This is a genomic window from Pontibacter mucosus (assembly GCF_003054055.1).
GTDB classification, from domain to species: Bacteria; Bacteroidota; Bacteroidia; order Cytophagales; family Hymenobacteraceae; genus Pontibacter; species Pontibacter mucosus.
This window is the reverse complement of the sequence record NZ_QBKI01000001.1, coordinates 168,878-194,545: the sequence shown is the minus strand read 5'-3', so window position 1 is coordinate 194,545 and position 25,668 is coordinate 168,878. Positions and strand designations below refer to the sequence as shown.

Here is a 25,668-nt window from a genome sequence, read left to right as displayed (position 1 = left end):
TACATGAGCTCGCAAGACAAGATTTATACGTTGCCGCAACTGCTGAAGCAGGTGCAGGCCTGGCGCGAACAGGGCCAGAAAATCGTTTTCACCAACGGCTGCTTCGATTTGCTGCACCTCGGGCACGTAGATTATTTGGAAAAAGCCAAACAACTTGGCGATAAGCTTGTTTTGGGGCTGAACACCGATGCCTCCATCAGTCGTATAAAAGGCCCCAGCCGGCCGTTGCAGGACGAAATGTCACGTGCGCGCGTTATGGCATCGCTTTTGTTTATAGATGCGGTAGTGCACTTCGACGAGGACACGCCCCTTAAGCTGATTGAGGCGGTGCAGCCGGACATCCTGGTAAAGGGCGATGACTACGCCGTAGAGCAGATTGTGGGGCACGAGGTGGTGCAGGCCCGGGGCGGCTCCGTGATGACGGTGCCACTGGTGAAAGGCTATTCGACCACAAGCATCGTAAAGAAAATAGAAAACCAATTAAACAAACATAACTAACGAATCATGATCTGGATAATAATGATTGCCATGATGCTCGCAAGCTGGCTTGTGAGTTGGCGATTAAAGAGTAAGTTTCAACAATATTCCCAAACTCCGCTTAGCTCCGGCCTAACCGGCCGTGAGGTGGCGGAAATGATGCTGCGCGACAACGGCATCACCGATGTACGCGTGATATCCGTGGCCGGCAAACTCACCGACCACTATAACCCGGCCGACAAAACCGTGAACCTGAGTGAGTATGTGTACGAGGCGCGTAGTGCCGCCGCTGCTGCCGTAGCCGCGCACGAATGCGGTCACGCGGTGCAGCACGCCACGGCCTACAACTTCCTTAAGTTCCGCTCTGCCATGGTGCCTGCGCTAAGTATAGCCTCCCGCTACATGCAGTGGGTCCTGCTGATCGGTATCCTGATGCTGCAGAGCACGCCGATACCATTGGCCATTGGAGTGGCTCTGTTTGCCCTTACTACCCTGTTCAGCTTTGTAACGCTGCCCGTGGAGTTTGACGCCAGCCGACGCGCCCTGGCCTGGATAGACCGCAGGGGCATTGTTACCACGCAGGAGCACGGTATGGCGAAAGATGCGCTCAAATGGGCTGCCATGACCTATGTGGTTGCCGCGCTTGGCTCACTGGCCACCCTGCTGTACTACGCTTCGCTGCTGATGGGACGCCGCGACTAGGAAACGTTTAATCTGCCTGATTATACAAGCGCCGCTGATGCTTAATTGCATCAGCGGCGTTTTCTTTACAAAGGATTTTGCACCTATTTCTGATTTTTTACTCTAAAACCATACTTGCGCCGCAACAATTATTAGAATAGCAGGTTGAATTAATGCAACTGAATTTCCTAGTTTTGTACCGGAATTAAAAACAATCAAATATCATCCTTTAGATAACTGATATGAATTTTGAACTAACAGAGGAACACTTGGCAGTTCAAGCTGCCGCCCGCGAATTTGCACAAACTGAGCTGCTGCCCGGGGTAATCGAGCGCGATGAGCACCAGAAGTTCCCGACGGAGCAAATCAAGAAGATGGGCGAGCTCGGCTTCCTGGGTATGATGGTTGACCCCAAGTATGGCGGCGGCGGCATGGATACTATTTCATACGTGCTGGCCATGGAGGAAATCTCCAAGGTAGACGCCTCTGCATCAGTGGTGATGTCTGTAAACAACTCGCTTGTGTGCTGGGGCATCGAGAAATACGGTACGGAGGAGCAGAAGCAGAAGTACCTGCCAAGGCTGGCCACCGGTGAGATTATCGGCGCTTTCTGCCTTTCGGAGCCAGAGGCCGGTTCTGATGCCACCTCGCAGCGCACCACTGCCGAAGACAAGGGCGACTACTACCTGCTGAATGGTACTAAAAACTGGATCACTAATGGCAGCACAGCTTCCGTTTACCTTGTAATTGCACAAACTTACCCTGAAAAAGGGCACCGCGGCATTAACGCCCTGATAGTGGAGCGCGGAATGGAAGGATTTGTAGTTGGACCAAAGGAAAATAAATTAGGAATTCGTGGCTCAGATACCCACTCTTTAATGTTTTCTGACGTAAAAGTACCAAAAGAGAATAGGATAGGAGAAGATGGGTTCGGGTTTAAATTTGCGATGCAAACACTGGCTGGAGGACGCATTGGTATTGCTTCCCAGGCACTGGGCATCGCCTCCGGGGCTTTGGAGCTAGCCCTCAAGTATTCCAAAGAGCGCAAAGCTTTCGGCGTAGAGATAGCCAAACACCAGGCAATACAGTTCAAATTGGCTGATATGGCAACGAACATTGAAGCTGCGCGCTTGTTATGCCTCCAGGCAGCTTACGACAAAGATTCTCACCGCGACTATGGTATGTCTGGTGCAATGGCTAAGCTGTTTGCCTCTAAAGTAGCAATGGAAACGACCGTAGAAGCAGTACAAATTCACGGTGGTTACGGTTTCGTGAAAGAGTACCATGTAGAGCGTTTAATGCGTGACGCCAAGATCACACAAATTTATGAAGGTACCTCTGAGATTCAGAAAATAGTAATTTCGAGAGAACTACTGAAGTAATAAAGCGCTTAAAAGTCTGTTTCCATGTGATTTGAGCTATAGATAGTCTTTATTGAATTAAAATAAATTTTAAGATTAGATTTGAATTTTATAAAGATTACTCTTAGCTTTAGGCCAAAATTAAAGGGTTTATAGTATAAAAGTTAGTTGGTAACACACATGGAAGATTACAATAAGATTATTGAATCGCTTGGGGTGCGGTTCATTAAGGCTAAGAATCTGGTGTTGCAGCAGCCGTTTACGGTGCGCAACTACTACGATGTAGGTAACAATTTGATTCTGCTGCACAAGGGCAGTATCTTTTTTGGTGAAGAGGAGCAGGTGGTAGAAGAAGGGGAACTTCTATTCATTCCTGGCGGCCGCAGCACCAAGGTTACCTATGGCCCGTCTGGTGAAGGAAAGTCCATCACAAATGACGACCTGATCACGAACAGAGAGAAGTTCTTCAGAAGCAACAACGACCTGGACCTGATCGGTGACGCGGAGGAAAGCCACAGCTATGTGAGCTTTGAAGCCAAGGTGTTCGACTCAGTGAACTTCTTTGCATCGCTGGATCTGCCTGCATTCCTTATCTCCAACAACACCAAGCTCGCCAACCTGGTGATCAAAGTGGTGGAGGAGAACATGCAGGAGCTGCCGGGCAAAGAGCGCCTGATCAACCTGTACACCGAGCAGATTGTGGTGGAGATTGTCCGCCATATCCTGAGAAACAGAATGTTCGTGGAGCAGCTGGCAACAAACAGCACCTACTTCAAAGATCCGCGCCTCATCGACCTGTTCAACTACATCAAGGAGAACCTGGGCGGCGACCTGTCGAACAAGGTGCTTTCTAACGTAGCCAACGTGTCGGAGGACTATGTAGGTCAGTACTTCAAGATGCTGACTGGCATTAACCCGCAGGACTACATCGAGTACCAGCGTATGGAGCGTGCTGTGTTCCTGCTGCGCACAACCAAGAAGAGCATCCGCGAAATCGGAAAAGAAGTTGGTTATAAAGACACGGCTTACTTCTGCCGCCGCTTTAAGATGATGTTTGGTATACCTGCCGGTAAGATGCGCCGCCGCGAATCAGCGATGAACATCTAAGGCAACGTTATACGAAGCAACAAGAGAAGAGACCTCGGCCAAAAAGCCGGGGTTTTTTTCTATGTGGTTGCCAATCACAATTACGTCGGCGCCGGCCTCCAGTGCTGCCGCTGCCTTTTCAACCGTGTCAATACCGCCCCCCACAATCATGGGTAGGTCCACTGCCTCGCGCACAGCCCTGATCATCTCTGCAGAGACCGGACGCATGGCCCCGCTGCCACCATCCAGGTACATGTACTGCAGGCCCAGCAGCTCGCCCGCCATGGCGGTGCAGGCGGCAATGGCCGGCTTGTCGTAAGGGATGGGCATAGTGCCGCTCATGTAGGAGGCCGTGGTCTGGCGGCCCGTGTCGATGAGCATGTAGCCGGTAGGGTATACTTTCAGGGCGCTTGCCTTTAGTATAGGAGCAGCCAGAACATGCTGCCCGATAAGGAATTCCGGGTTACGACCCGAGATGAGCGAGAGCAGGAGAATGCCGTCGGCCTGCGGGTCGATGTGCTGGTGGCTGCTCGGGAAAAGTATAACCGGCACGTTGCTGTGCTGCTTCAGGAGGCGGATGATGCCGGCCTGGTTCTGGGAGGTGATGAGGCTGCCACCGACGAAGAAGAAATCCACGGGGTGCGCCTCGCTCAGGGTAAGAAGGCTCAGGCAGGAAACCTCTGTCAGGTTGTCCGGGTCGAGCAGCAAGGCGAAGTGCTTCCTGCCTGGGGTAAAAGATATTCTGGATTGGTCGTTTTTAAATGGCATCCTTCTCTGGAACGGTATACGCTGGTGTCTCTGTTACAGGAGCCGTCACGGTAGGTTCAACTACGGCAGGCTTAGCTGCAATATCGTTATTTTTATTTTCAGAGACACTATTTAAGTATTCCTCCAGCTTTTTGGTGGCATACATCACCAGCAGCGCCATGGCCTGCTGTTGCAAAGCTTTGCTCATCCTGGAGTTCAGGAGCGAATCAGGCTTTTTTTTTACGGGCTGCGCTTCAGGGTAAGTATAGTTCTGCTGCTCCGAGGGCAACGTATAGTCGCTGCTCGGGGCATGCGTGTGCGCCTCGTAATCAATCATGGGGGTAGACGTATGGATAGGGTAGGTAGGGTAGGCGGCGGCTACAAAAGTACCGTGCGGCTCGCCTTTGCCTTTTTTGCCGGCTTTAACCTTCGGGAGTTTCTTCCCCTTCTTTTTACTGCTGCCAAAGAGCATGCGCTTTAATAGCAAGCCGGCCAGCAGCACGCCACCGGCTATGGCCACCTTTTTGCCAATCTCCTGGCCCTGCGCCTTTATCTGGTCAACGTCGCCTGCCAGCGCCCTTCTGTACTCCTCCTTCTGCCGCTCCAGGAACTCACGCTCGTTATCAAACAATGGGTTGTTCAGTTCGCTCATAGTTGTTTTTCTCGTTTGTCTGATTTGTAGATGGTGTTGTCGAAAGCCTTATCGGCCATGCCTTGAAATACCTTTTTATCCAGTCCCACCACAAGTATAACTAAAAGTATGATATAGAAGAGGGCAACGATGCCAAAGCCCCAGAAAGAGCTGTCGAGGAGGTGGTTGAGCAGCAGGCCCAGGAAAAGGCTCAGGAAGATAAGCACCAGGAACGCTATGACCCCAAGCAGGACAGCATGTATGGTGCTTACGAAGGAAGCCTTCAGCTTTTCCTGTATCTCAAGCCGTATAATGTCTATGCGGGTATCGATGTACCCCATCAGGTTTTCCAGGAGGTTGGGGTTTCGTTCGCGGGTTCCGTTATCTTGTAGCGCCATGTTTCCTATCTGCTTTTCAAATACTTGTTTTTTGTATACGAGGGTGGATTAAAAAATTTACGTAAAGTATAACTCGTTAAAACTGTAGTACGGATATTGAGGTTAAGTGTATAGGTTTAGTTAAATTTAAGGCTGATCCAAGATAAAATTCTGATACCTGCTTGAGCCATAACCACTACCAAGTATTAGGAGTAGGCCAGACGGCCTCGGCGCAGGAGATAAAGACGGCATATAAGCGGCTCGCAATTAAATACCACCCCGACAAAAACCCCGGCAACCTGTTTTCCGAGGAGATGTTTAAGCAGGTGAACGCCGCCTACCAAGTGCTGTCAGACCCTCGCAAGCGTGCGCTCTACGACCTTCGGCTGCAATACCAGCGCGAGCAGCAGCACCGTGCCGTTATGCAGCACCAGCCCCGCCGCTACGAGCCGCGCCACTACACCACCCGCGAGCCCGCCGGGGTGCACGAGCGGCATTACAAGAAACGCCAACCCAAGAGCAGTGGCTTCTCGCGCAAAGACTGGTACATTACGGTAGCCTTTGTCAGCGGACTTATACTTTTCAGCCTGCTGCTCAAAACCGTCATGGACCACATCGCCGGGGAAGACAAGTATAAAACAGCGCTTACTTACATAGCAGACGGAAAGTATACGAGCGCGCACCGCCTTCTCACAGATGCCATCCACTTTATACCTGACAAGGCCGCCGCTTACGAAGCCCGCGCCATGATAGAGCTGGACGTGTATGAGAACTACAACTCAGCGCTGCAGGACCTGAACAAGACCATAGCGTTGCAGGATCAGCCCTCGGCGCAAGTATACTACATGCGCGGCCGCAGCCTGCAGCAGCTGGAGCAATACCGGCAGGCGGAGGAGGACCTGACAAAGGCGCTGGAGTTGAACGACAGGCTCTGGCATGCCCACCTGAAGCGGGGCGAGATACGCCTTTTCTACCTGCACAAGTACGACGACGCCATTGCCGATCTAAATACTTTTCTGCGGAATAGCAGTACCGGCCCGGAGCAGGTGGAAGCGCTGACCTTCAGGGGCTTTGCCTACTACAAGCAGGGGCAGTGGGAACAGTCGGCGCAGGACTACCAGGCCGGCCTTGTGGTGGACAAGGCAAATGGCCGCCTGCACTACCTGCTGGGGCGCACCCAAATGGAGCAGCAGCTGCCGGACTCGGCCTGCGTGCGTTTTTCCAAGGCCTATGAGCTGGGCTATAGTGCCGCCCTGCTGGAGCTGCGAGCCAGATGTCAGCCTTAATACAGTTCTCCAACCCTTTGTTACTATCCCACTCCTGGACTTCAATTTATATGGCTGCTATACTGTCGTTGCCGCCCAGCAAGTAGGCGGAGTCGCCTTTCATGGTAAGACTCAGATTAGTGTTGATGCTAAAGTATATGCAGGGCCAGGAAGTCCTCGTTTTAGTGATAAATAGGGCCACTTAGCCGAATGATGAAGGGTAACTGAACGGGTGCCGCCTGCGTTATGGAATTGGCAGAAGGTCTGCCTGCCGCTTTCAGATAGAGGGCGGAGATTATTATCAGAAGAACGCCTCTGACGCTGTTGAAGGCCTTTTGCGAGGGGGTCAAAAATAAAAAACCCTCACCGGTTAAAGCGAGGGTTTCGTGGTGATGAGTGGAATCGAACCACCGACACAAGGATTTTCAGTCCTTTGCTCTACCAACTGAGCTACATCACCAGCTCTTGTTGTGCCCCTTTGTTCCGAAAGGGTATGCAAAAGTAGTAACCAATTTTGAAGTAGCAAACATTCGGCGGAAAAATATTTTAAAAAAAGTATGCCAGCATACACCTTTCTCAATATTCCGCTATCTTTATCTACCAAATAGTATGTATAACGAATAATTTGCCGTGATAGGAATAGAGAACATCATCTTTTTAATTGTGGCTGCCGTAGGCATCGGGCTTTTTGTGTGGCAAATCCGCAAGATCCGCAAAAACGTCCTGATGGGCCGCGACACCGATCTGGCTGACAACCCTTCGGAGCGCATCAATAAAACCTTGCTGGTGGCCTTTGGGCAGCAGAAGATGTTTAAGCGCATGCTGCCAGCCGTGTTGCACCTGTTCGTGTACGTGGGCTTTATCGTGATCAACATTGAAGTGCTGGAGATTCTAATCGACGGCATCTTCGGCACACACCGCGTGCTGGGCTTTGTGGGTCCGCTCTACAGTGGCCTGATGGCGATAAACGAAATTCTAGCCGCGCTGGTGATCATTGCCTGTGTCATGTTCCTGTGGCGCCGCAACGTAACCAAAGTGCCCCGCCTGGCAACAGGAGTGGAGATGCGCGCCTGGCCAAAGATGGACGCCAACGTGATCCTGATCACGGAGATCGTGCTGATGCTGGCCCTGTTCGTATTCAACATCGCCGACCTGAAGCGCGTGCAGCTGGCCGGTGAGGAAGTAGTGGGAGCATACCCAATCAGCCAGTTTTTTGTGGATGCTTTCGGTAACGACCCGGACCAGTTGTATGTGATTGCCAAGGTAGGCTGGTGGTTCCACATCCTGGGCATACTGGCCTTCATGAACTACCTGCCAAGCTCCAAGCACTTCCACATCATCATGGCCTTCCCGAACGTGTACTACTCCAAGCTGCTGCCAAAGGGCAAGTTCACGACAAACCCGGCCATCACGCATGAGATCAAAGCCATGCTGGACCCCAGCTACCAGCCGCCAGCCCCGGAGGTGGACGCGGAAGGCAACCCCGTGGTGCAGCGCTTCGGCGCCAAAGACGTGGAAGACCTGACCTGGAAGCAGCTGATGGATGCTTATACCTGTACCGAGTGCGGCCGCTGTACTTCTGTGTGCCCGGCCAACCTCACAGGCAAGCTGCTCTCGCCGCGCAAGATCATCATGGATACCCGCGATAGGATGGAGGAGAAGGGCGAGCATCCGGCCATTTTCGCCCCTAACCACTACAAGGAGATGGGCGTGGAGCGTGTGCAGACCACCGAGCAGAAGGAGCTGCTGCGTGGCTACATTACCCCGGAGGAGCTTTGGGCCTGCACCACCTGTAACGCCTGCGTGGAGTCCTGCCCGGTAAACATCGACCAGCTCTCCACCATCATGGATCTGCGCCGTTTCCTGGTGCTGGAGGAATCGGCTGCGCCGGCCTCCCTGAATGCCATGTTCACCAATATCGAGAACAACGGCGCCCCATGGGCTTTCCCGGCCTCCGACCGCTTTAACTGGGCCGAGGACCTGTATGTACCGAATAAAAACTAGACAAAAGAATTTTCAGACAAAGGATAAAAGACTTCGTGATACAGGACCTGAGAAAGTGTCCTTTGTCTTTTGTCAACCAGTCCTTTGTCCTAAGTATAAAATCAGATGGAAGAGAATAAAAGATTAGTAAAAGTGCCGACCATGGCCGAGATGGCTGCCAACGGCGAGGAGCCGGAAGTGTTGTTCTGGGTAGGTTGTGCCGGCGCTTTCGACGACCGCTATAAAAGAGTAACCCGTGCCTTTGTGCAGATCCTGGAGCATGTGGGCGTAAAGTATGCCGTGTTGGGTACCGAGGAGAGCTGCACCGGTGATCCCGCCAAGCGTGCCGGCAACGAGTTCCTGTTCCAGATGCAGGCGCTGACCAACATCGAGGTGCTGAACGCCTACAACGTGAAGAAGATCGTGACGGCCTGCCCGCACTGCTTTAACACGATCAAAAACGAGTACCCGGACCTGGGCGGCAACTACGAGGTGATTCACCACTCCACGTTCCTGCAGCAGCTCATCAACGAGGGCAAGGTGAAGGTACAGGGAGGCGAGGCTTTCAAAGGCAAGCGCATCACCTTCCACGACTCCTGCTACCTGGGACGTGCCAACGACATTTACGAGGCGCCACGCGAGGTGCTGGCTGCCCTGGACGCCGACCTGGTGGAGATGAAGCGCAGCCGCGCCAACGGTTTGTGCTGCGGCGCCGGCGGTGCGCAGATGTTCAAAGAGCCGGAGCCGGGCAAAAAAGACATCAACATTGAGCGTACCGAGGAGGCCCTGGCCACCTTGGGAGCGGGTAACGGTGTGATTGCAACGGCCTGCCCGTTCTGCATGGTGATGATGAACGACGGGGTGAAGAACAAGGAGCAGGAGGAAAGCGTAAAAGTGTTCGATATCGCCGAGCTCATTGCCCAGGCCGAAGGGCTCTCTAAATAATTGGCGATATTGTTAAATTGACTCATTGTTGTATCTGAAGAAACGAGAAGTATACTTTCCGTTTGAGCAAGTATAAGGTACAACATGCTCGCCCGGCTAACATTTAAATCGTAGGCAGGTTAACAATTTAGCAATCAACAATACAACCATTAACTATGTATATTCCGTTTGACCAATTGCCCCCGCAGGCACGTATCTGGATTTACCAGGCCAGCAGACCTTTGACGGAGGCAGAACAGGTTGAAATAAAGCCGCTTCTGGAGCGTTTTGCTACTGAGTGGAGCAGCCACGGCAAAGGCCTTCAGGCCTCGGCGGCGCTGCTGCATGGGCGTTTTCTGGTGCTGGCCAACAACGAGGACGCCACCGCCGCCAGCGGTTGCTCTATCGATGCCTCGGTAAGGTTTGTGCGGGAGCTGGAGCAGCGCTACGGCCTCTCGTTTATGGACCGCACGCAGCTGGCCTTCCTGGATGGGGAGAAAGTGGAGTTGGTACCTATGCCGGAGCTGAAAAGCAAAGTGGCCGCCGGCGAAATTAAAGAAGATTCGTTATACTTTGATACGCTTATAACCAATTACGGGGAGCTGCAGCAGGCATGGCCACGACCGGCCGGCAACAGCTGGCTTTCCCGCTATTTCTGATCCGGCTAAACTTAATCCTACTTGTTCATGCACAACATGCCTCGACAAAAGCCACTGGCAAGACAACTGCAACAAACCGGTTTCATCGCGCTGCTCGTGCTGCTGCTCAGCGGCTGCGGCGCCAGCCAGTACCTGAGCAAAGGCGACAAGCGTTTCGGGCAGGAGGAGTATGAGCGGGCCATTCAATTCTACATGCAGGCCTTGGGCAAGGCAAACAACGCCGGGGAGGTGAACTATAAAATTGCGGAGGCCTACCGTCGCTCCAACCGCCTGGCCGCCGCCGAGCCCTACTACAAAGCCGCCATAGACGCCAACTACCGCAAGGAGGACGCTTATTTTTACTATCCGCTGGCCCTGAAGGCAAACGGCAAGTATGAGGAGGCGCTGCGCCGCATGGGTGAGTACGTAAAAGTGGCCAACAACCCGCAGCTGCGCTCCATGGCCCTGCGCGAGCTGGAGAACATGCAGCAGCTGAACGAGATTCTGGGGCAGGGCGAGCGCTTTAAAGTAGAGAGCCTGGAGGCGCTCAATACCGATGCCTCCGAGTTCGGCCCTTACGTGCAGGGCAACGAGCTGATTTTTGCCTCCACACGCGGCCCGGGCAAAGAGTATCTGGGCAACGGCGAAGGCTTCCTGGACATCTACACCACCACCCTGACCGACTCTGCCGCCGAGATGGGCGGGGCCGTGCACAAGTATGAAAGTATAAACAGCGAGGACCTGCACGAGGCGTTCGCCACCTTCACCAACGATGGCGCGGTAATGGTGTTTGCCCGTGGCAACGAAGGCACCAAGAAAGGCCGTGAGAACGTGGATTTGTTCGTGACGTACCGCCGCGCCAATGGCTGGACCGAGCCCAAGGCGCTAAGTATAAACGACCCGGAGGCATGGGACTCTTCCCCCGCTTTCACGCCTGATGGCAAAACCTTATACTTCTCCTCCAGCCGCAAGGGCGGTTTAGGGGGTACGGATATCTACAAATCTACCTTAGACGATAACGGACGCTTCTCCAAACCCGAAAACCTGGGGCCAGAGATAAACACGTCCGGCAACGAGAGTTTTGTGTCGGTGGGGCCGGACGGGACGGTATACATTGCCTCTGACGGATTGCCTGGTTTGGGCAACCTCGACCTGTTCCGCATCGAGAATGGCAAACCTGTTAACCTGGGCAAGCCGGTAAACTCGCCGGGCGATGATTTCGGGATGTACTTCGTGAACGAGCAGTTTGGCTTCTTCTCCTCTAACCGCGAGGGCGGCAAAGGCGGCGACGACCTATACCGTTTCGTGCGCAGCGATCGCAAGCTGGTAAAGTTCTTTGTGGACGGCACACTATACCAATTGCGCGAGGGAGCCCGCCAGCGCACGGTGGTGCCGAACAACACCGTTATACTTCAGGACGAGGCCGGCAAGCAAATCGCCATGGCCAGCACCGATGCCGAGGGCAAGTTCTCTTTCCCGCTCGACTCAGCCTCTACCTACTCTGTGGTGGCCGAGAAGCCGAATTTCTTTACCGCCCGCCAGCGCGTGACCACCGAGGGCAAGATGCCGGCCCAAAGCGAGCTGAAAGACCCCATGAACGAGGTGCGCCTGACGACGACGCTGGTGCTGAACGAGATTGTGAAAGAGAAGCCGATTGTGCTGGAAAACATCTTCTACGACTTTGACAAGGCCAACATTCGTCCGGACGCGGCCGTGGAGCTGGATAAGCTGGTGCAGATACTCATCGACAACCCGGCCATCTCCATCGAGCTGAGCTCCCACACCGACTCCCGTGGCTCCGACATCTACAACGTGGACCTGTCGCAGCGCCGTGCCGAGTCTGCCGTGGAGTACATCATCTCGAAAGGCATTGACCGCTCGCGCATCACGGCCAAGGGTTACGGCGAGAGCCGTCCGGTGGTGAAAAACGCCAAAACTGAGGAACAACACCAGCGCAACCGCCGCACCGAATTTAAAGTGGTACGTATACAGGAGTAATCAGTGTAGCGCTACTATAGATGGAGCCGCATGGGTTTTATACTTGTGCGGCTCTTTCCGTAGTATACTTTAGCAAGTTTATACTTTGCCGAAGTATAAAAAAGCAGGACTTCAGTGGCTGCGGCCGGTTCCTTTAAAGTATAATAAATGCCCTATACTCTCGGGAATGCCATTCCCTTTGTTAAATTTGTAGGCAAATCATCCAGCAACCATGGAAAACAGATATTTGCGTCGCGGCGTATCCGCCTCTAAGGAGGATGTGCACAACGCCATTAAGAACATTGACAAAGGGCTTTTCCCGAAAGCTTTCTGTAAGATCATCCCTGATATACTTACCGGCGACGAGGAGTACTGCGCCATCATGCACGCCGACGGGGCCGGCACCAAGTCTTCGCTGGCCTACATGTACTGGAAAGAAACTGGCGACCTGAGCGTGTGGAAAGGCATTGCCCAGGATGCCGTGGTAATGAACACCGACGATTTGCTGTGCGTGGGCGCCACCGATAGAATATTGCTCTCCTCCACCATTGGCCGCAACAAGAACCTGGTACCCGGCGAGGTGATTGCCGCCATCATCAACGGTACCGAGGAGGTGCTGCAGATGCTGCGCGATAACGGTGTGGGCATTTACAGCACTGGCGGCGAGACAGCCGATGTGGGCGACCTGGTGCGCACCATCATCGTGGACAGCACCGTAACGGCCCGCATGCGCCGCGACGAGGTGATCTCGAACCACACCATTCAGCCCGGCGACGTGATTGTGGGCTTTGCCTCTTACGGGCAGGCTACTTACGAAACAGAGTATAACGGCGGCATGGGCAGCAACGGCCTCACCTCGGCCCGCCACGATGTGTTCCACAAATACCTGGCGGCCTCTTACCCCGAAAGTTACGACCCCGAGCTGCCAGCCGACCTGGTATACTCCGGCAACATGCGCCTTACCGACATCGACCCTGAAACAGGCATGGAGGTGGGCAAACTGGTGCTCTCGCCTACGCGTACCTATGCTCCCATTGTGATGGAGATTCTGAAGGAGCACCGCAAAAATATCCACGGCATGGTGCACTGCTCGGGCGGCGCCCAGACCAAGGTACTGCACTTCACCGAGAAGGTGCACATCATCAAGGACAACCTGCTGCCGGTGCCGCCGCTGTTCCGCATCATTCAGGAGCAGAGCCACACCGACTGGATGGAAATGTACAAGGTCTTCAACATGGGCCACCGCCTGGAGATTTACCTGCCGGAGGAGTATGCGCAGGACCTGATTGCCATCTCGAAAAGCTTTAACGTGGAGGCCCAGATCATTGGCCGCGTGGAGAAGAGCAAACGAAACGAGCTCACCATCCGCAGCCCCTACGGCGAGTTCTACTACGAAGGCTAAATTATACTTTACCTATACTTTGCAAGCGCCACAGGTACAGCACCTGCGGCGCTTTCTTTTTTCCGGGGCTGATGTGACAAAGGGGTGAAAAATATTCACGGGAAAGTTTGTTCTAGACGCAGTAATAGCACTTTGCAAAGTATGAGCCAAGGGTTGTACCCCTAAAGCCGATGTAACAAAAGTGCCTAAAAATGCCTTGTTTTTATATTATAATATTCATATGTTCATGAATATTTAACCTTTAAACAAAATGCATATGAGAAAACGAACATTTACCCTCGAGACAGGCAGCATGCTGACCCGGCTGTTGCTTTTTGTACTTCTATCCACAACCGTGTTTTTATGGAGCTGCGAGAAAGCTGAGGAAGCGGTGCAGCCAGATGCTAAAGCGCTCGCTGCGAAGCAGGTGCTGAAGATAAAATCTGCTACCGAAAAAGAAGACAAAGATATCACGTACAAGACCGATAAAACGGGCCAGTACGTGAGCAAAGACGTGCAGGTAACAGGCTTTGAAGACGGAAGTGAACGGCCTACGCGTCCGAAAAAGTCTATTGAGGCCGCCTCTACAATGTCTTCAGATCCGCTTTGCCCTTATTCTACAGACTGCACCGGCGGAGGTGGTGGTACAGGGATTCCACCGTCACCGCCTACTTTTGTAAGCTCCGAAAGTATAGGAGAGGGTAGCTACTATTACAATTCCCGTAACCTTATACAGGATTTAAAAATAATAAAGGGTAGTTCCTCTTCCATAGGGACAAGTGACTTACCAGGGTATTATAAAATACCAGTGGATCTCAATAAGGGAGCTGGTGGTAAGTACATTTATCTTTGCTTCACAAGAAACCCTGAAAGAGTTGTAGGTTCGTCAAGTAACCCTGGTGCCTGGGTAAATGACGAGAGAATAGGCTGGAAAGTACCAGTTAGAGGCATTGTAGTGAAGCCTCAATCTATAGGACCAGCTAATAGTTGGCCAAATCTCTGGACACCTCCTATAGAAATGAAAGATCCTTTAGGATTTCACTGTCCAGATTTAAATGATGGAGCAGGCGGTAAGTACATTTATGCTTATCAACAAAAAGATTCATGGGATACTAGTCTCCCGCTGGTTAAAGAAGTAGGGGTGCTTTATGGAAGTAGTAGCTCGATTCAGCCACCTCCAGGATGGGTAAGAATTCCTCAGGACTTAAACGAAGGCGCTGGTGGGGATTACATTTACTTCTGCGTTAAATTCTACTAAGAAATACTATTAAGCATCTAAATTTAGCATCAGCTTTTATTCTCATTTAGATAAAGGCTGATGCTTTTTGTATATGAAAATCTAAATAGACATTTATGAAGTGTATTTTTGTTTTATTAGCTTTTATTGCACCCTTCTGTACTATAGCACAATCAGCAGAAACCGCCCCTATAGCAGAAAAGAAGCTATATGTTGGGGCATCTCTGAATACAGTTTCATATATGATGGGGTATAAACATGGCAGGGTAAGCGGCAGTATAGAGCCTATTATCACCCTACATGCCGGTTACCAATTAACACGCAGGCTGAGTGTGCAGATAGGCGCAGGATATGATAAAGATAAGGAGAACTTCGCCCAGGAGGGATATGAATATGAAGGAGATACTGAGTTGACACGCTGGAACCAGTATAATACAGCTAAGGGGCTAGCAACACCGGTTAGCTTTTACTTCACCCCGTTTAACCCAAACCGCAAGCTTCAGCTTTATGCTACAGCCTCTGTAGTGCCTGTGTTTGGCTCTGTCAAGTTTAAGCATGTTAAAAGTAAGGGGGGCGCAACTGATATTTTGTTTGAAGATGATGCTTCAGGTATGAATCTGTTCTTCACTGCCGGGCTCATGTTCAAGTATAAAATAAATGATCGGCTAGAAGGCTACTTAGAAGGTAATCTAATATACAAAGATCTGTTGCAGCGAAACAACTACGCGGACTCTAACCCAAAGTCCATTGGGGCGGGGCTAAACTACAAGCTCCAATAACCAAACTGGCACAGAAATTGGGATAGCGCAAGTATAAGTAAAAACCTATACTTGCCATGAAAAAGCTTCTACTACCAATCTTGTTTGTGCTGCTGGCGCTGCCGGTATGGGCACAGGCCTCCATCCTTGTATTTACCGCCGAGCGCGGCGAGTCTTTTCAGGTGAAAGTAAATGGGCGCACCCTCAACCACACCGCAACCAACTATGTGCGCATGAACGCCGTGCGCCCGGGGGAGCATTATGTGGAGCTGCGCGTGCGTACCCGCCATGGCATGTATAAAATGGGCCAGAAAGTGTTTGTGCCGCGTGGGGTAGAGGCTACCTACGGTGTGCGTACCCTGGGTCGGAGCGGGAAGGCGCACCTCAAGCTCCTGAGCGAGGTGCCGCTGAGGCCGGTGGTCGTGGTGCCCGCGCCGCCGCTGCCCCGTTACCCGGACCACCACCGCCACGACGAGTACTGCGGTCACGACCGCTACGATGATCGGTACGACGATAGGTATAAAGACGACCGCTACCGAGATGACTACCGTGATGGCAACTGCCGCAACCTGCTCTCCGGCCGCGAGCTGGACCGCCTGGTAGACGCCATCCGCCACCGTAGCTCCGAGAGCACCAAGTTAAGTATAGCCCGCGACGGGCTGCGCGGCAACAGCATCATGGCCGACGACCTGAAGCGCCTGCTGCAGCAGTTCGACCATGAGAGCACCCGCATAGAGTTCGCCAAGTATGCCTACGACTACCTCTGCGATCGCGACCGCTTCTACTACATCTACGACGCCTTCCGCCACGACAGCAGCGTGCGCGAGCTGGAGGAGTACGCCAGAAGGAGAAGGTAGTTTAGGAGTTAGAGAGTTGAGGAGTTTGGGAGTTAAAGAGTTTAAAGTTTAGTGTGAGATAAGTTGGCGCGGCGCAGGTTATACCTGCGCCGCTCTTTTTTATCTTTTTCCTAAAAGGGAGTCATGTAGTCCCTAGTCCAACCACCCCTACCCCTCCTTAGCCAAGGAGGGGAGCCCTGTTTTTGCTTTAGCTGAAGTATAAATTGCATAGCCTCAGTTCTCGTGCGGACAGGTCGCAACCTGTCCCTACAAAGTTTAAACCCACCCCAGCCCCTCCCGAGAAGGGAATTTCGCAGGCCATTAACATCCCCCTACCCCCTTCGAAGGGGGAATTTGGCTGAAGCTCCGTCTGCTGTAGCTATCGACTCTATCCCAGCCTTTGGGTTGAGCGCCTCGAGAGGTTCCGGTGCCTGCGAGGCAGCCCGAGGCACGAGGGCAGGAAGCGAAAGCAGCGCGATGCCCTTATCGAAAGCCCCTACCCCCAAGGCGAGGCCTCCCGGCCTAGGAGGGAGCCAAGTTGGAGGTGCAACGAGACGTTTGTGGGAACTAGAGGATGAACGGCGGCTAGCAAGGATAGCTTGTTTCAAGTGGAAGGAAGCAGCAGCCATGAAAAAGTATAAACCGGCAAGTATAAAAGAATAGCCAAAGTATAAGTGTGGCTCTGCGAGCCAGTTGGGTTACAAATCCAACATCATAGTTAGGCACGAGTTGAAAACTCGCGCCAGCGACGGGGATGGAAGTATAGCCCAAGTATAAAATCCTGTAAATCCTTTCATCCTGTAAATCCTGATTCAGACAAGAATAAAGTATAGCTTAAGCAAGTATAAAAACCATCAGCACCAATAACGCTACAGCCCCCGAAAATAAAAGAGGCGGGTGCTGCCGAAAAAACACCCGCCCTTTAGTTATACTTTATTCTAAAACTACCTCAGCCTATCCACTGACCTTACCAGATCCTCATCGCGCTTGATGAAGCGGTTAGCCAGGGAGTTGAGCACCAGCGCCAGCAGTGGCATGAAGAAGCCCGCCTCAAACGTGCCCTTTTCGCCAGGCAGTACCAGGTCGCCGCCCACGAAGTAGGCATAGTAGAGCATGGTAATCAGCGTGGCCATCAGAATCAGCGTGTTCAGCAAGCCCAGCTTCATCTGGTTCAGGCGGCTTTTGTACTGGAAAATCTCATACACGGCAATAACAATAGCGGCAATCGCCAGCATACCAATGGCAATGGTGCCTCGCTGCGGCACACTGCCTACCTCACCCGGCTCGCCTTGCTCCGTCAGGAAGTATGACTTCATGTTCCAGGCGGTCAGCACTACTTCCTCGCCCGTGGTAGGGTCAGTTTTAGACCACAGCGGCAGGAAAAGTACACAGATCATGGCGATAGCCAGCAGGGCCAGAAATACGGTTTGAATTCTTTGTATCATGTGATGGTTAAATTATCTTGCAAAGAGATGCAAAATTAGACAAAGACCTGTAAAACTAAAATTAAGATGCGCACTGCCTACATAGTTGATATACTCCGGACCCCTGTCGGCAAGTTCGGCGGCACCCTCAGATCGGTGCGCCCCGACGACATGGCAGCGCTGGTGATGAAGGAAATCGTGGCCCGCAATCCGAATTTGGACCCCGCGCTGATAGAGGATGTGGTGATGGGGGCAGCTAACCAGGCCGGTGAGGACAATCGCAACGTGGCCCGTATGGCGCTGCTGCTGGCGGGGTTGCCGCAGGAAATTGGTGGCGTTACCGTGAACCGCCTCTGCGCCTCCGGCTTGCAGGCCATCATTGATGCCAGTCGCGCCATTGCCAGCGGCGACGGCGAGGTATACCTGGCGGGTGGCGTGGAAAGCATGACGCGTGCCCCGTTCGTAATGGCCAAGGCCGAGACAGCCTTCTCCCGCACCCCGGAAATTTACGACACCACCATTGGGTGGCGCTTTACCAATCCGGCCTTGTCTAAGCTGCACTACCCTTTTGCCATGGGCGAGACAGCCGAGAATGTGGCTGAGCGCTACGGCATTTCACGTGAAACCCAGGACGAGATTGCCCATAGCTCGCAGGTAAAGTATAAAGCGGCTGCTGAGGCTGGTAAATTCAAGGATGAGATTGTGCCGGTGCACATCCCGCAGCGCAAAGGCGAGGAGATTGTTTTCGACACCGATGAGCATCCGCGCCTGTCTTCCGTAGAGAAATTAGCCACTTTAGCGCCCGCTTTTAAGAAAGGCGGCTCTGTAACGGCCGGTAACTCCTCAGGCATTAACGATGGAGCAGCCGTGTCGCTTATCGTGAGCGAGGAGGTGCTCAAGCGTTATGACCTGAAGCCGATGGCACGCGTGGTATCGGCCGCCGTGGCGGGCGTTGACCCGGCGCACATGGGCATTGGTCCGGTACCGGCCACGCAAAAGGCCCTCAAACGCGCCGGCCTAAGTATAAACGACATCGACTTGGTAGAGCTGAACGAGGCTTTCGCTTCACAGGCCATTGCTTGCATGAACGAGCTCGGCCTGGACCCGGCGAAGGTAAACGTGAACGGCGGCTCCATTGCCATTGGTCATCCACTCGGGGCCAGCGGTACCCGCATCTCCGCCACCCTGCTGCACGAAATGAAGCGCCGCGACAACGCACGGTATGGCCTGGTTACGATGTGCGTAGGCGTAGGGCAGGGCGTTGCCGTTATCTACGAGAAAGTATAAACCTTCCACTTGCCCCCTCCTAATAGCAGGAGGGGGTGTTTTTTGATTGTTATTAATAACGTTTGAAGTATAATTTCTGTGGAAAGGCCATGTTTTGTTCTCTTCATCGGGTTACTATACTTAAAAACCTCCTAAATAAAGAATCTTCGTATTCCCCCTCCTGTTATTAGGAGGGGGTAGGGGGAGGTAAAAATCATACCTTTGCTTTATGCGGTATTTTTTAGAGATAGCTTACGACGGAACACGGTTTCATGGGTGGCAGGTGCAGCCTAACGCCCTCTCGGTGCAGGAGATATTGGAAGACAGCTTAACGAAGGTGCTGCGCGAGCCTATCAATACCACCGGCAGCGGCCGCACCGATACGGGGGTGCACGCCAGCCAGCAGTTTGTGCACTTTAGCACGCAGCAGCCTCTGGACCCGCAGCAGGTCGTTTATCGCCTTAACCGCATCCTCCCGGACGATATTTCTGCTCTTAATTTACACTTGGTTCAGCCTGATGCGCACGCCCGCTACGATGCCTTTGCGCGCACCTATCATTACCACATCACCCTCCGTAAAAACCCCTTCAAGCGGCTGCATGCCTGGTACCACAGTCGCCCGCTGGATGTGGAAAAAATGAACGAGGCCGCCGCCATACTGCTTAAGTACGAGGATTTTACTACCTTCAGCAAAGTGAAGGGCGATACCAAGCATTACCGTTGCAACATGTACGAGGCGGTGTGGCAGCAGGCAGGGGAGGAGCTGCGGTTCACCATTCGGGCCAACCGCTTTCTGCGCGGCATGGTGCGCCTGGTGGTCGGTACACTGGTAGATGTGGGCCGCGGCAAGCTAACGGTAGAGGAGTTTGAGCAGATTGTAGCCAGCCAGGACAGGAGCCGCTCCAGCGGGGCCGCGCCGTCGGAAGGCTTGTTCCTGGCCAAAGTAGAATATCCATCCGAACTATTTATACCTTAAAACTAATCAATCCTTAACCCATAACTAACCTACTATGCAACTGGAAGAGGACCATCTGGGCCCGCACCTGAACGGAAAGCACGTGCGGCCGGAGAGCTTAATGATGAGCTACGGGTACAACCCCGAGTGGTCGGAAATGGCCGTGAAAGCCCCGATTTACCAAACATCTACCTTTGTTTTTAAGAGTGCCGAGGAGGGCAAAGCCTTTTTCGAGCTGGCCTATGGCCTGCGCGAGAAGAACGCCGAAGAGCAGCTGGGCCTGATTTACAGCCGCCTCAATAACCCCGACCTGGAGATACTCGAGAACCGCCTCCGCTTCTGGGACGGTGCCGAGGAAGCCGCTGTGTTCGCCAGCGGGATGGCCGCCATCAGCACCACGCTGCTGGCCCTACTCAAGCCCGGCGACGTAATCCTGCACAGCGAGCCCATTTACGGCGGCTCCGATTACTACATCAAAAACATCCTGCCCAAATTCGGCATCCAAAGTATAGGCTTTCAGGCCTGTGCCACCGGAGAGGAAATCGCGCAAAAGCTGGAGGAGTCTGGTGTAGCCGATAAACTGGCAATGGTGTACATCGAGACGCCTGCCAACCCCACCAATCACCTGGTGGACATTGAGGAGTGCGTGGCGCTGGCCCGGAAACACTCGACGGCCGATAAAAAAGTAGTCGTAGCCGTGGACAATACCTTCCTGGGGCCGGTTTTCTCGCATCCGCTCAAGCATGGTGCCGACCTGGTGCTCTACTCTGCCACCAAGTACATCGGCGGCCATTCCGATTTGATTGCCGGTGCCTGCGCCGGTTCTGCCGCGCTGATGAAGCAGGTGAAAGGCATGCGCACCTTCGCCGGCTCTATGGCCAGTCCCTGGACCGGGTGGATGCTGATGCGCAGCCTGGAGACCCTGAAAATCCGCATGGAGGCGCAGACCCGTGGCGCAGAGGTGGTAGCCGATTACCTGAAGCAGCACCCGAAAGTGGAGAAAATCTACTACCTCGGCGACCTGCAGGACAACCCGCGCCAGCAGGCCATCTACCAGAAGCAATGCACCGCCGCCGGCTCCATGATTTCCTTCGACATCAGGGGCGGTGAGAAAGAGGCGTTCAGGTTCCTCAACAGCCTGAAGCTGATCAAGCTGGCGGTGAGCCTGGGCGGCACCGAGTCGCTGGCCGAGCACCCCGCCTCCATGACCCACTCCGACATCTCCCAAGCCGACCGTGCTAAAATGGGCATCGGCGAGGGCATGGTCCGCATCTCGGTAGGCGTGGAGCACCCGGAGGATATCATCTCCGACATGGAGCAGGCATTTGCTAAAGTAGAAGTAGCTGTAGAGACCGAAGTATAAAGTAAAGAATCGGAAGTACAGGAGGGCCGGGGCTACGTATAGTTTCGGCTCTTTTCTTTTAACAGTACCGGGTCCAACCACCCCTGGCCCCTCCTTGGCTAAGGAGGGGAGCCTGAAATTACTGCAGCTAAAGTATAAGCTTCGTTGTTAAAGTATAAACACCCCTGTAGTCCCCTCAAGGGGACAGTTTGTACTAGTTGCATAGCAAAGGCAGAAGCTATCGACCTTATCCCAGCCTTTGGGTTGAGCGCCTTGTAGATTTCTGGTGCCGCTGTGGCGGCATTGCGGAGCAAAGGAAATGTACACCGCGCGATGCCCTTATCGAGGGCCCCTACCCCCAAGGCGAGGCCTCCCGGCCTGGGAGGGAGCCAAGTAGGAGATGCAACGATTGGTAAGTGGGGCTGGAGGATGAACGGTGGTTTGGAAAGATAGCTTGCTTCAAGTGGAAGGAAGCGGTAGCTATGAAAGTATAAGCTGACAAGAATAAAAGTATAGCCAAAGTATAAATGTATGACCGGCAAGTATAGAAGTATAGCTCAACTATAAACTATGGCTTTTCAAGCCGGTTGGGTTACAAACCCAACATCATTGTAGGCACGAGTTGCGAACTCGCGCCAGCGGAAGGATAAAGTATGAGCTAAAAGAACTCCCTCCCCTGTTTTTAGGGGAGGGCTGGGGTGGGGTAAACCCCTTCCACTACAAATCCTGAAAATCCTGAGCCAAAACCATTAACTTTACAATCGGTTAAACAGAAGCGCTCGTACAGAGGAGACAGTGCAGCAACAGTAACCATACTTAAGCAGGAGCATACTTTTGGAAGATACATCAAAGCCAACCGGTAAAGTATTCGATTCGGACGTGCTGAAGCGGCTTTTTGCCTTTGTAAAGCCCTACATCAAGACCTTCTACTTTATCGTTTTCCTGACCTTTGCCTCGGCCATCCTGGCTGCCGTGCGCCCCTTCCTGATTCAGTGGACTGTGGACAACGAGATCCTGAACAACGACTGGGAGGGCCTCAACCGCATGTTCGTGATACTGGGCGTACTGCTGGTGGTGCATGCCATTGTGCAGTACCTCCATACATACTTTGCCGGATGGCTGGGCCAGCACGTAGTACGCGACATCCGCGTAAAACTCTACCGCCACATTCTTAACCTGCGCCTCAAATTCTTCGACCGTACGCCTATCGGTACCTTGGTTACCCGCAATGTATCGGACGTGGAAACACTGTCAGATGTGTTCAGCGAGGGGCTGGCCGCCATGATTGGTGACATCCTGCAGCTGGTGTTCATCCTCGGCTTCATGTTCTACATCGACTGGGAGCTGGCTCTGGTGAGTTTGTCCACGTTCCCGCTCATGCTCATCAGCACCTACATCTTCAAAGAGAAGATAAAAACCACCTTCCAGGAGGTGCGCACGGCTGTAGCGCGGCTCAACTCGTTTGTGCAGGAGCATATCACGGGCATGAGCATCGTGCAGATCTTCAACAACGAGAAGCGCGAGATGGAAAAGTTTCAGGAGATCAACAAGGAGCACACCCGCGCTAACATCCGCTCGGTGCTCTATTACTCGGTTTACTTTCCTATCGCTGAGATTATCGGCGCGGCGGGCCTGGGCCTGCTGGTGTGGTACGGCGCCTACGGCGTGATTGAGGATGAGATCACGCTGGGCACTCTGATGGCCTTTATCATGTACATCCAGATGTTCTTCCGCCCGATACGGATGATTGCCGACCGCTTTAACACGCTGCAGTTAGGCGTGGTGAGCACCGAGCGCCTCATGCGCCTGCTCGACAACAAAGAGATGATCCCGGACAGCGGCACCTACGCCCCCAAGAAGATACAAGGCAATGTGCGTTTCGAAAACGTGTGGTTTGCCTACAAAGACGAGGATTGGGTGCTGCGCGACCTTTCGTTTAACGTAAAGGCGGGCGAGACAGTGGCTTTTGTTGGCGCGACAGGTGCTGGTAAGACCTCGGTGATCAACCTGCTCAACCGCTTCTACGAGATAAACAAAGGCCACATCATCGTGGACGGCCACGACCTGCAGGAGTATGACCTGAGCGTGCTGCGCCACCACATCGGCGTGGTGCTGCAGGATGTGTTCCTCTTCTCCGGCACCATCGCCGACAACATCAGCCTGGGCAACAAAAGTATAACCGAGGAGCAAATGTGGCACGCCGCCGACCTGGTGGGCGCGCGCAAGTTCATCGAACGGTTGCCGGGCGGACTGCACTACCAGGTGATGGAGCGCGGGGCCACCTTGTCCGTAGGCCAGCGCCAGCTCATTTCTTTTGTGCGCGCGATGGTCTACAACCCGGAGATCATCATCCTCGACGAGGCCACCTCCAGCGTAGACTCCGAAACCGAGGAACTTATACAGTACGCCATCGACCAGCTCATGCACGGCCGCACCTCCATTGTGATCGCCCACCGCCTCAGCACCATCCAGAAAGCCGACAAAATCATCGTGCTGGACCGCGGCGAGCTGAAGGAGATGGGCAACCACGAAGAACTGCTGGAACACAACGGCTACTATGCGCAGCTGTACCAGATGCAGTACAAGAACATGATTGATCAATAATGAACAAGAAGATTTTCTACGTAGTGGCGGGCATTGCCACTATCGTGCTGGTGTTTTATACTTACCTGGGCGGGTTTACTTCACCCAATGTTTCCCTTGCCACTTCTAAACCCATGTATGTGGCCGGCCAGTCGTTTGAAGGGGCCGTAGAGGATAAGGCGCTTGGGCAGGCCTTTCAGCGGGTGTCGCAGGTGCTGCAGGAAAAAGAACTGGAGGGCCACCCGGGCAATATCTACTACAACGACCCCGACAGGAGCGGCGACAGCCTCCGTGCCTTTATCGGCATCATCATCCCTGACTCTACGGCTAAACTACCCGACGGCTATACCTTGCGCACCGTGCCGGGCGGCCGAAAAGTGGTGCGTGCCGAGGCAACGGCCAATATCGCCCTGCTTCCCAAAAAGCTCTACGGAGCCGTGTTCGACTACGCCAAGGAGGAGAAGCTAAAGCTGGAGGAGTTTTACGTGGAGTGGTTTCCGGAAGATGACAAAGGCGTGCTGGAGGTGCCTGTAAAGGAATAGCGCTATACTTGCAAGTATAGATTTATACTTTAACTTTGGGAGCAGCGGGTTTATACGTCACTCACTCCCCATCACCACAGCAGTTATACTTTGGGCAAGAAAGCAGAGGCTAAAAAAGAGCTGATCTTAGAGGCAGCCAAGAGCGTGTTCGGCAGGTTGGGCTACTCCAAGGCCACCCTCGACGACATTGCCGCAGCCATCGGCATGAAAAAGCCCTCGCTCTACTACTACTATAAAAGCAAGGAGCTGCTCTACATGGAGGCCTTCTCGCAGGAGTGGAAGGCGCGCCTCTCGCACATCAAGCAACTGGCCGAGCACGAACCCAACCCGCACAAGCGCCTGCTGCTCTACATCCAGTCCTCGCTGCGCTACTACCAGGAAATCGTGTCGGAGCACACCATCTCCATCAAGGTTTTAATTGAGACGCGCGCCATGTTCCAGGAGCTGTTCCGGGAGTCGAGGGGCAAGGAGGCCAACTACTACGCCACCGTGATCAAGGAAGGAATCGCCAAGGATGTTTTCATTCCCTGCGAGGCCGAGCGCGTCGGCTACTCCATCATGACGGTAAAAGATTTGATTCAGTTCGAGGAGTTCCAGCGGGCTGATTTCCACCAGCTCCCCTCCATCGACTTTGAGAAAATCGAGCGGGATGTGCTCTACACGGTGAATCTTATACTTAATGGGATTGCAAAAGTATAAAGTATAAAAAAGCGGCACTATTGCTGTGCCGCCCGAAGTTCGTCTAATTTCGCCCGCAGGGCATCCACATCGGGCTTGTGGCCCTTGGCTATCTCGGCCGCTTCCAGCTCTATCAGCATGTTTTTCATCTGCCGCAGGTAGGCGGCCTTATCTTTCTTCAGGCAGCCCTTCTTACTCGGCTCGTGGCAGTTCCCATCTGCGTCCATCGGCTTAAACATACTTCCCTCCCCGTAAATGAGCCACTGCGGGTTCAGGTCGTCGAAGTGCTTTACAATCGCCACCAGCTCATCCAGCAATATATTGCAGCCGTTGATAATGTTATTGAGGGTCTCCTCCGTGCTGCCGGTGATGGCCTTGAGGTCCTCCATTTCCAGTTCCTTCAGGTTGGTGTAGAATCTGAATCTTTTGCCGATTTGCTGTAGGTCGATTGCCATATAAAGAGTTCGTTTAGAGGGTGTAAATGCGATAGTAAATTTGCTATACGTAAGCATAACAGAT

General features: G+C 53.2%; 24 protein-coding genes and 1 tRNA gene. 19 read left to right on the top strand and 6 right to left on the bottom strand.

Going from position 1 to position 25,668, the window contains the following annotated elements; genetic code table 11:
* The first annotated feature begins 3 nt into the window (after window positions 1-3).
* The 4 genes from rfaE2 to C8N40_RS00870 all read left to right on the top strand — a co-directional run bounded on the left by rfaE2 (window position 4) and on the right by C8N40_RS00870 (window position 3,626).
* Window positions 4-498, top strand: coding sequence for a D-glycero-beta-D-manno-heptose 1-phosphate adenylyltransferase (gene rfaE2, locus C8N40_RS00885; protein WP_108209930.1), 495 nt, complete (start codon window positions 4-6; stop codon window positions 496-498).
* 6 nt (window positions 499-504) lie between these two features.
* On the top strand, window positions 505-1,179 hold the full coding sequence (locus tag C8N40_RS00880; RefSeq protein ID WP_245904933.1) for a zinc metallopeptidase: 675 nt from the start codon (window positions 505-507) through the stop codon (window positions 1,177-1,179).
* A gap of 221 nt (window positions 1,180-1,400) precedes the next feature.
* Window positions 1,401-2,540, top strand: coding sequence for an acyl-CoA dehydrogenase (locus tag C8N40_RS00875; RefSeq protein WP_108209928.1), 1,140 nt, complete (start codon window positions 1,401-1,403; stop codon window positions 2,538-2,540).
* 159 nt (window positions 2,541-2,699) lie between these two features.
* Window positions 2,700-3,626: an AraC family transcriptional regulator gene (locus C8N40_RS00870; RefSeq protein ID WP_092100715.1), complete on the top strand. Its 927-nt coding sequence runs from the start codon at window positions 2,700-2,702 to the stop codon at window positions 3,624-3,626.
* On the opposite strand, the gene C8N40_RS00865 is transcribed toward C8N40_RS00870, so the two are convergent.
* From C8N40_RS00865 to C8N40_RS00855, 3 genes are read right to left on the bottom strand one after another with little or no spacing between them, the layout of a single operon-like run.
* A complete protein-coding gene (locus tag C8N40_RS00865; RefSeq protein ID WP_108209927.1) occupies window positions 3,609-4,373 on the bottom strand; it encodes a phosphoglycerol geranylgeranyltransferase in 765 nt (254 codons plus the stop codon). The genes C8N40_RS00870 and C8N40_RS00865 overlap by 18 nt on opposite strands.
* Window positions 4,363-5,004 carry a hypothetical protein gene (locus C8N40_RS00860; protein WP_108209926.1) on the bottom strand — a complete coding sequence of 214 codons (642 nt, stop codon included), beginning with the start codon at window positions 5,002-5,004 and terminating at the stop codon, window positions 4,363-4,365. Before C8N40_RS00860 ends, C8N40_RS00865 begins: the two co-directional genes overlap by 11 nt.
* Window positions 5,001-5,381: a phage holin family protein gene (locus tag C8N40_RS00855; RefSeq protein WP_108209925.1), complete on the bottom strand. Its 381-nt coding sequence runs from the start codon at window positions 5,379-5,381 to the stop codon at window positions 5,001-5,003. Before C8N40_RS00855 ends, C8N40_RS00860 begins: the two co-directional genes overlap by 4 nt.
* Before the next feature lie 161 nt (window positions 5,382-5,542).
* Between C8N40_RS00855 and C8N40_RS00850 the strand changes: the two genes are divergently transcribed.
* Window positions 5,543-6,646: a tetratricopeptide repeat protein gene (locus C8N40_RS00850; RefSeq protein ID WP_108209924.1), complete on the top strand. Its 1,104-nt coding sequence runs from the start codon at window positions 5,543-5,545 to the stop codon at window positions 6,644-6,646.
* A gap of 366 nt (window positions 6,647-7,012) precedes the next feature.
* Here C8N40_RS00850 and C8N40_RS00845 read toward each other — a convergent pair.
* Window positions 7,013-7,085 (bottom strand) — tRNA-Phe (locus tag C8N40_RS00845).
* Window positions 7,086-7,255: 170 nt separating this feature from the next.
* Between C8N40_RS00845 and C8N40_RS00840 the strand changes: the two genes are divergently transcribed.
* The 8 genes from C8N40_RS00840 to C8N40_RS00805 all read left to right on the top strand — a co-directional run bounded on the left by C8N40_RS00840 (window position 7,256) and on the right by C8N40_RS00805 (window position 16,380).
* Window positions 7,256-8,629 carry a (Fe-S)-binding protein gene (locus C8N40_RS00840; RefSeq protein WP_108209923.1) on the top strand — a complete coding sequence of 458 codons (1,374 nt, stop codon included), beginning with the start codon at window positions 7,256-7,258 and terminating at the stop codon, window positions 8,627-8,629.
* A gap of 105 nt (window positions 8,630-8,734) precedes the next feature.
* Window positions 8,735-9,553, top strand: coding sequence for a (Fe-S)-binding protein (locus C8N40_RS00835; RefSeq protein ID WP_245904932.1), 819 nt, complete (start codon window positions 8,735-8,737; stop codon window positions 9,551-9,553).
* A gap of 155 nt (window positions 9,554-9,708) precedes the next feature.
* Window positions 9,709-10,191 carry a hypothetical protein gene (locus C8N40_RS00830; RefSeq protein ID WP_108209922.1) on the top strand — a complete coding sequence of 161 codons (483 nt, stop codon included), beginning with the start codon at window positions 9,709-9,711 and terminating at the stop codon, window positions 10,189-10,191.
* Between the two features lie 27 nt (window positions 10,192-10,218).
* Window positions 10,219-12,168 carry a CHU_0125 family OmpA-like outer membrane integrity protein gene (locus C8N40_RS00825; protein WP_108209921.1) on the top strand — a complete coding sequence of 650 codons (1,950 nt, stop codon included), beginning with the start codon at window positions 10,219-10,221 and terminating at the stop codon, window positions 12,166-12,168.
* A 211-nt stretch (window positions 12,169-12,379) separates the two neighbouring features.
* Window positions 12,380-13,549: an AIR synthase related protein gene (locus tag C8N40_RS00820; protein WP_108209920.1), complete on the top strand. Its 1,170-nt coding sequence runs from the start codon at window positions 12,380-12,382 to the stop codon at window positions 13,547-13,549.
* A gap of 256 nt (window positions 13,550-13,805) precedes the next feature.
* Window positions 13,806-14,786 carry a hypothetical protein gene (locus tag C8N40_RS00815; protein ID WP_108209919.1) on the top strand — a complete coding sequence of 327 codons (981 nt, stop codon included), beginning with the start codon at window positions 13,806-13,808 and terminating at the stop codon, window positions 14,784-14,786.
* Between the two features lie 95 nt (window positions 14,787-14,881).
* On the top strand, window positions 14,882-15,544 hold the full coding sequence (locus tag C8N40_RS00810) for an outer membrane beta-barrel protein (RefSeq protein WP_108209918.1): 663 nt from the start codon (window positions 14,882-14,884) through the stop codon (window positions 15,542-15,544).
* Window positions 15,545-15,600: 56 nt separating this feature from the next.
* On the top strand, window positions 15,601-16,380 hold the full coding sequence (locus C8N40_RS00805) for a proline and serine-rich protein 1 family protein (protein WP_108209917.1): 780 nt from the start codon (window positions 15,601-15,603) through the stop codon (window positions 16,378-16,380).
* 923 nt (window positions 16,381-17,303) lie between these two features.
* Here the strand turns inward: C8N40_RS00805 and C8N40_RS00795 are convergent.
* A complete protein-coding gene (locus C8N40_RS00795) occupies window positions 17,304-17,804 on the bottom strand; it encodes a DUF4293 domain-containing protein (protein ID WP_108209915.1) in 501 nt (166 codons plus the stop codon).
* 66 nt (window positions 17,805-17,870) lie between these two features.
* Between C8N40_RS00795 and C8N40_RS00790 the strand changes: the two genes are divergently transcribed.
* From C8N40_RS00790 to C8N40_RS00765, 6 genes are all read left to right on the top strand, one after another.
* The gene (locus C8N40_RS00790) at window positions 17,871-19,070 is read left to right on the top strand and encodes a thiolase family protein (protein ID WP_108209914.1); all 1,200 of its coding nucleotides are present in this window, start codon (window positions 17,871-17,873) and stop codon (window positions 19,068-19,070) included.
* A 208-nt stretch (window positions 19,071-19,278) separates the two neighbouring features.
* The gene (gene truA, locus C8N40_RS00785; RefSeq protein ID WP_108209913.1) at window positions 19,279-20,025 is read left to right on the top strand and encodes a tRNA pseudouridine(38-40) synthase TruA; all 747 of its coding nucleotides are present in this window, start codon (window positions 19,279-19,281) and stop codon (window positions 20,023-20,025) included.
* Between the two features lie 34 nt (window positions 20,026-20,059).
* Window positions 20,060-21,367, top strand: a complete 1,308-nt coding sequence (locus C8N40_RS00780; RefSeq protein ID WP_108209912.1) for a cystathionine gamma-synthase family protein — start codon at window positions 20,060-20,062, stop codon at window positions 21,365-21,367.
* A gap of 813 nt (window positions 21,368-22,180) precedes the next feature.
* The gene (locus C8N40_RS00775; RefSeq protein WP_108209911.1) at window positions 22,181-23,950 is read left to right on the top strand and encodes an ABC transporter ATP-binding protein; all 1,770 of its coding nucleotides are present in this window, start codon (window positions 22,181-22,183) and stop codon (window positions 23,948-23,950) included.
* Window positions 23,950-24,471 carry a GyrI-like domain-containing protein gene (locus C8N40_RS00770; protein WP_108209910.1) on the top strand — a complete coding sequence of 174 codons (522 nt, stop codon included), beginning with the start codon at window positions 23,950-23,952 and terminating at the stop codon, window positions 24,469-24,471. Before C8N40_RS00775 ends, C8N40_RS00770 begins: the two co-directional genes overlap by 1 nt.
* 90 nt (window positions 24,472-24,561) lie before the next feature.
* The gene (locus tag C8N40_RS00765) at window positions 24,562-25,170 is read left to right on the top strand and encodes a TetR/AcrR family transcriptional regulator (protein WP_108209909.1); all 609 of its coding nucleotides are present in this window, start codon (window positions 24,562-24,564) and stop codon (window positions 25,168-25,170) included.
* A 17-nt stretch (window positions 25,171-25,187) separates the two neighbouring features.
* Here C8N40_RS00765 and C8N40_RS00760 read toward each other — a convergent pair whose 3' ends face one another.
* The gene (locus tag C8N40_RS00760) at window positions 25,188-25,604 is read right to left on the bottom strand and encodes a hypothetical protein (protein WP_092100677.1); all 417 of its coding nucleotides are present in this window, start codon (window positions 25,602-25,604) and stop codon (window positions 25,188-25,190) included.
* Between the last annotated feature and the right edge of the window lie 64 nt (window positions 25,605-25,668).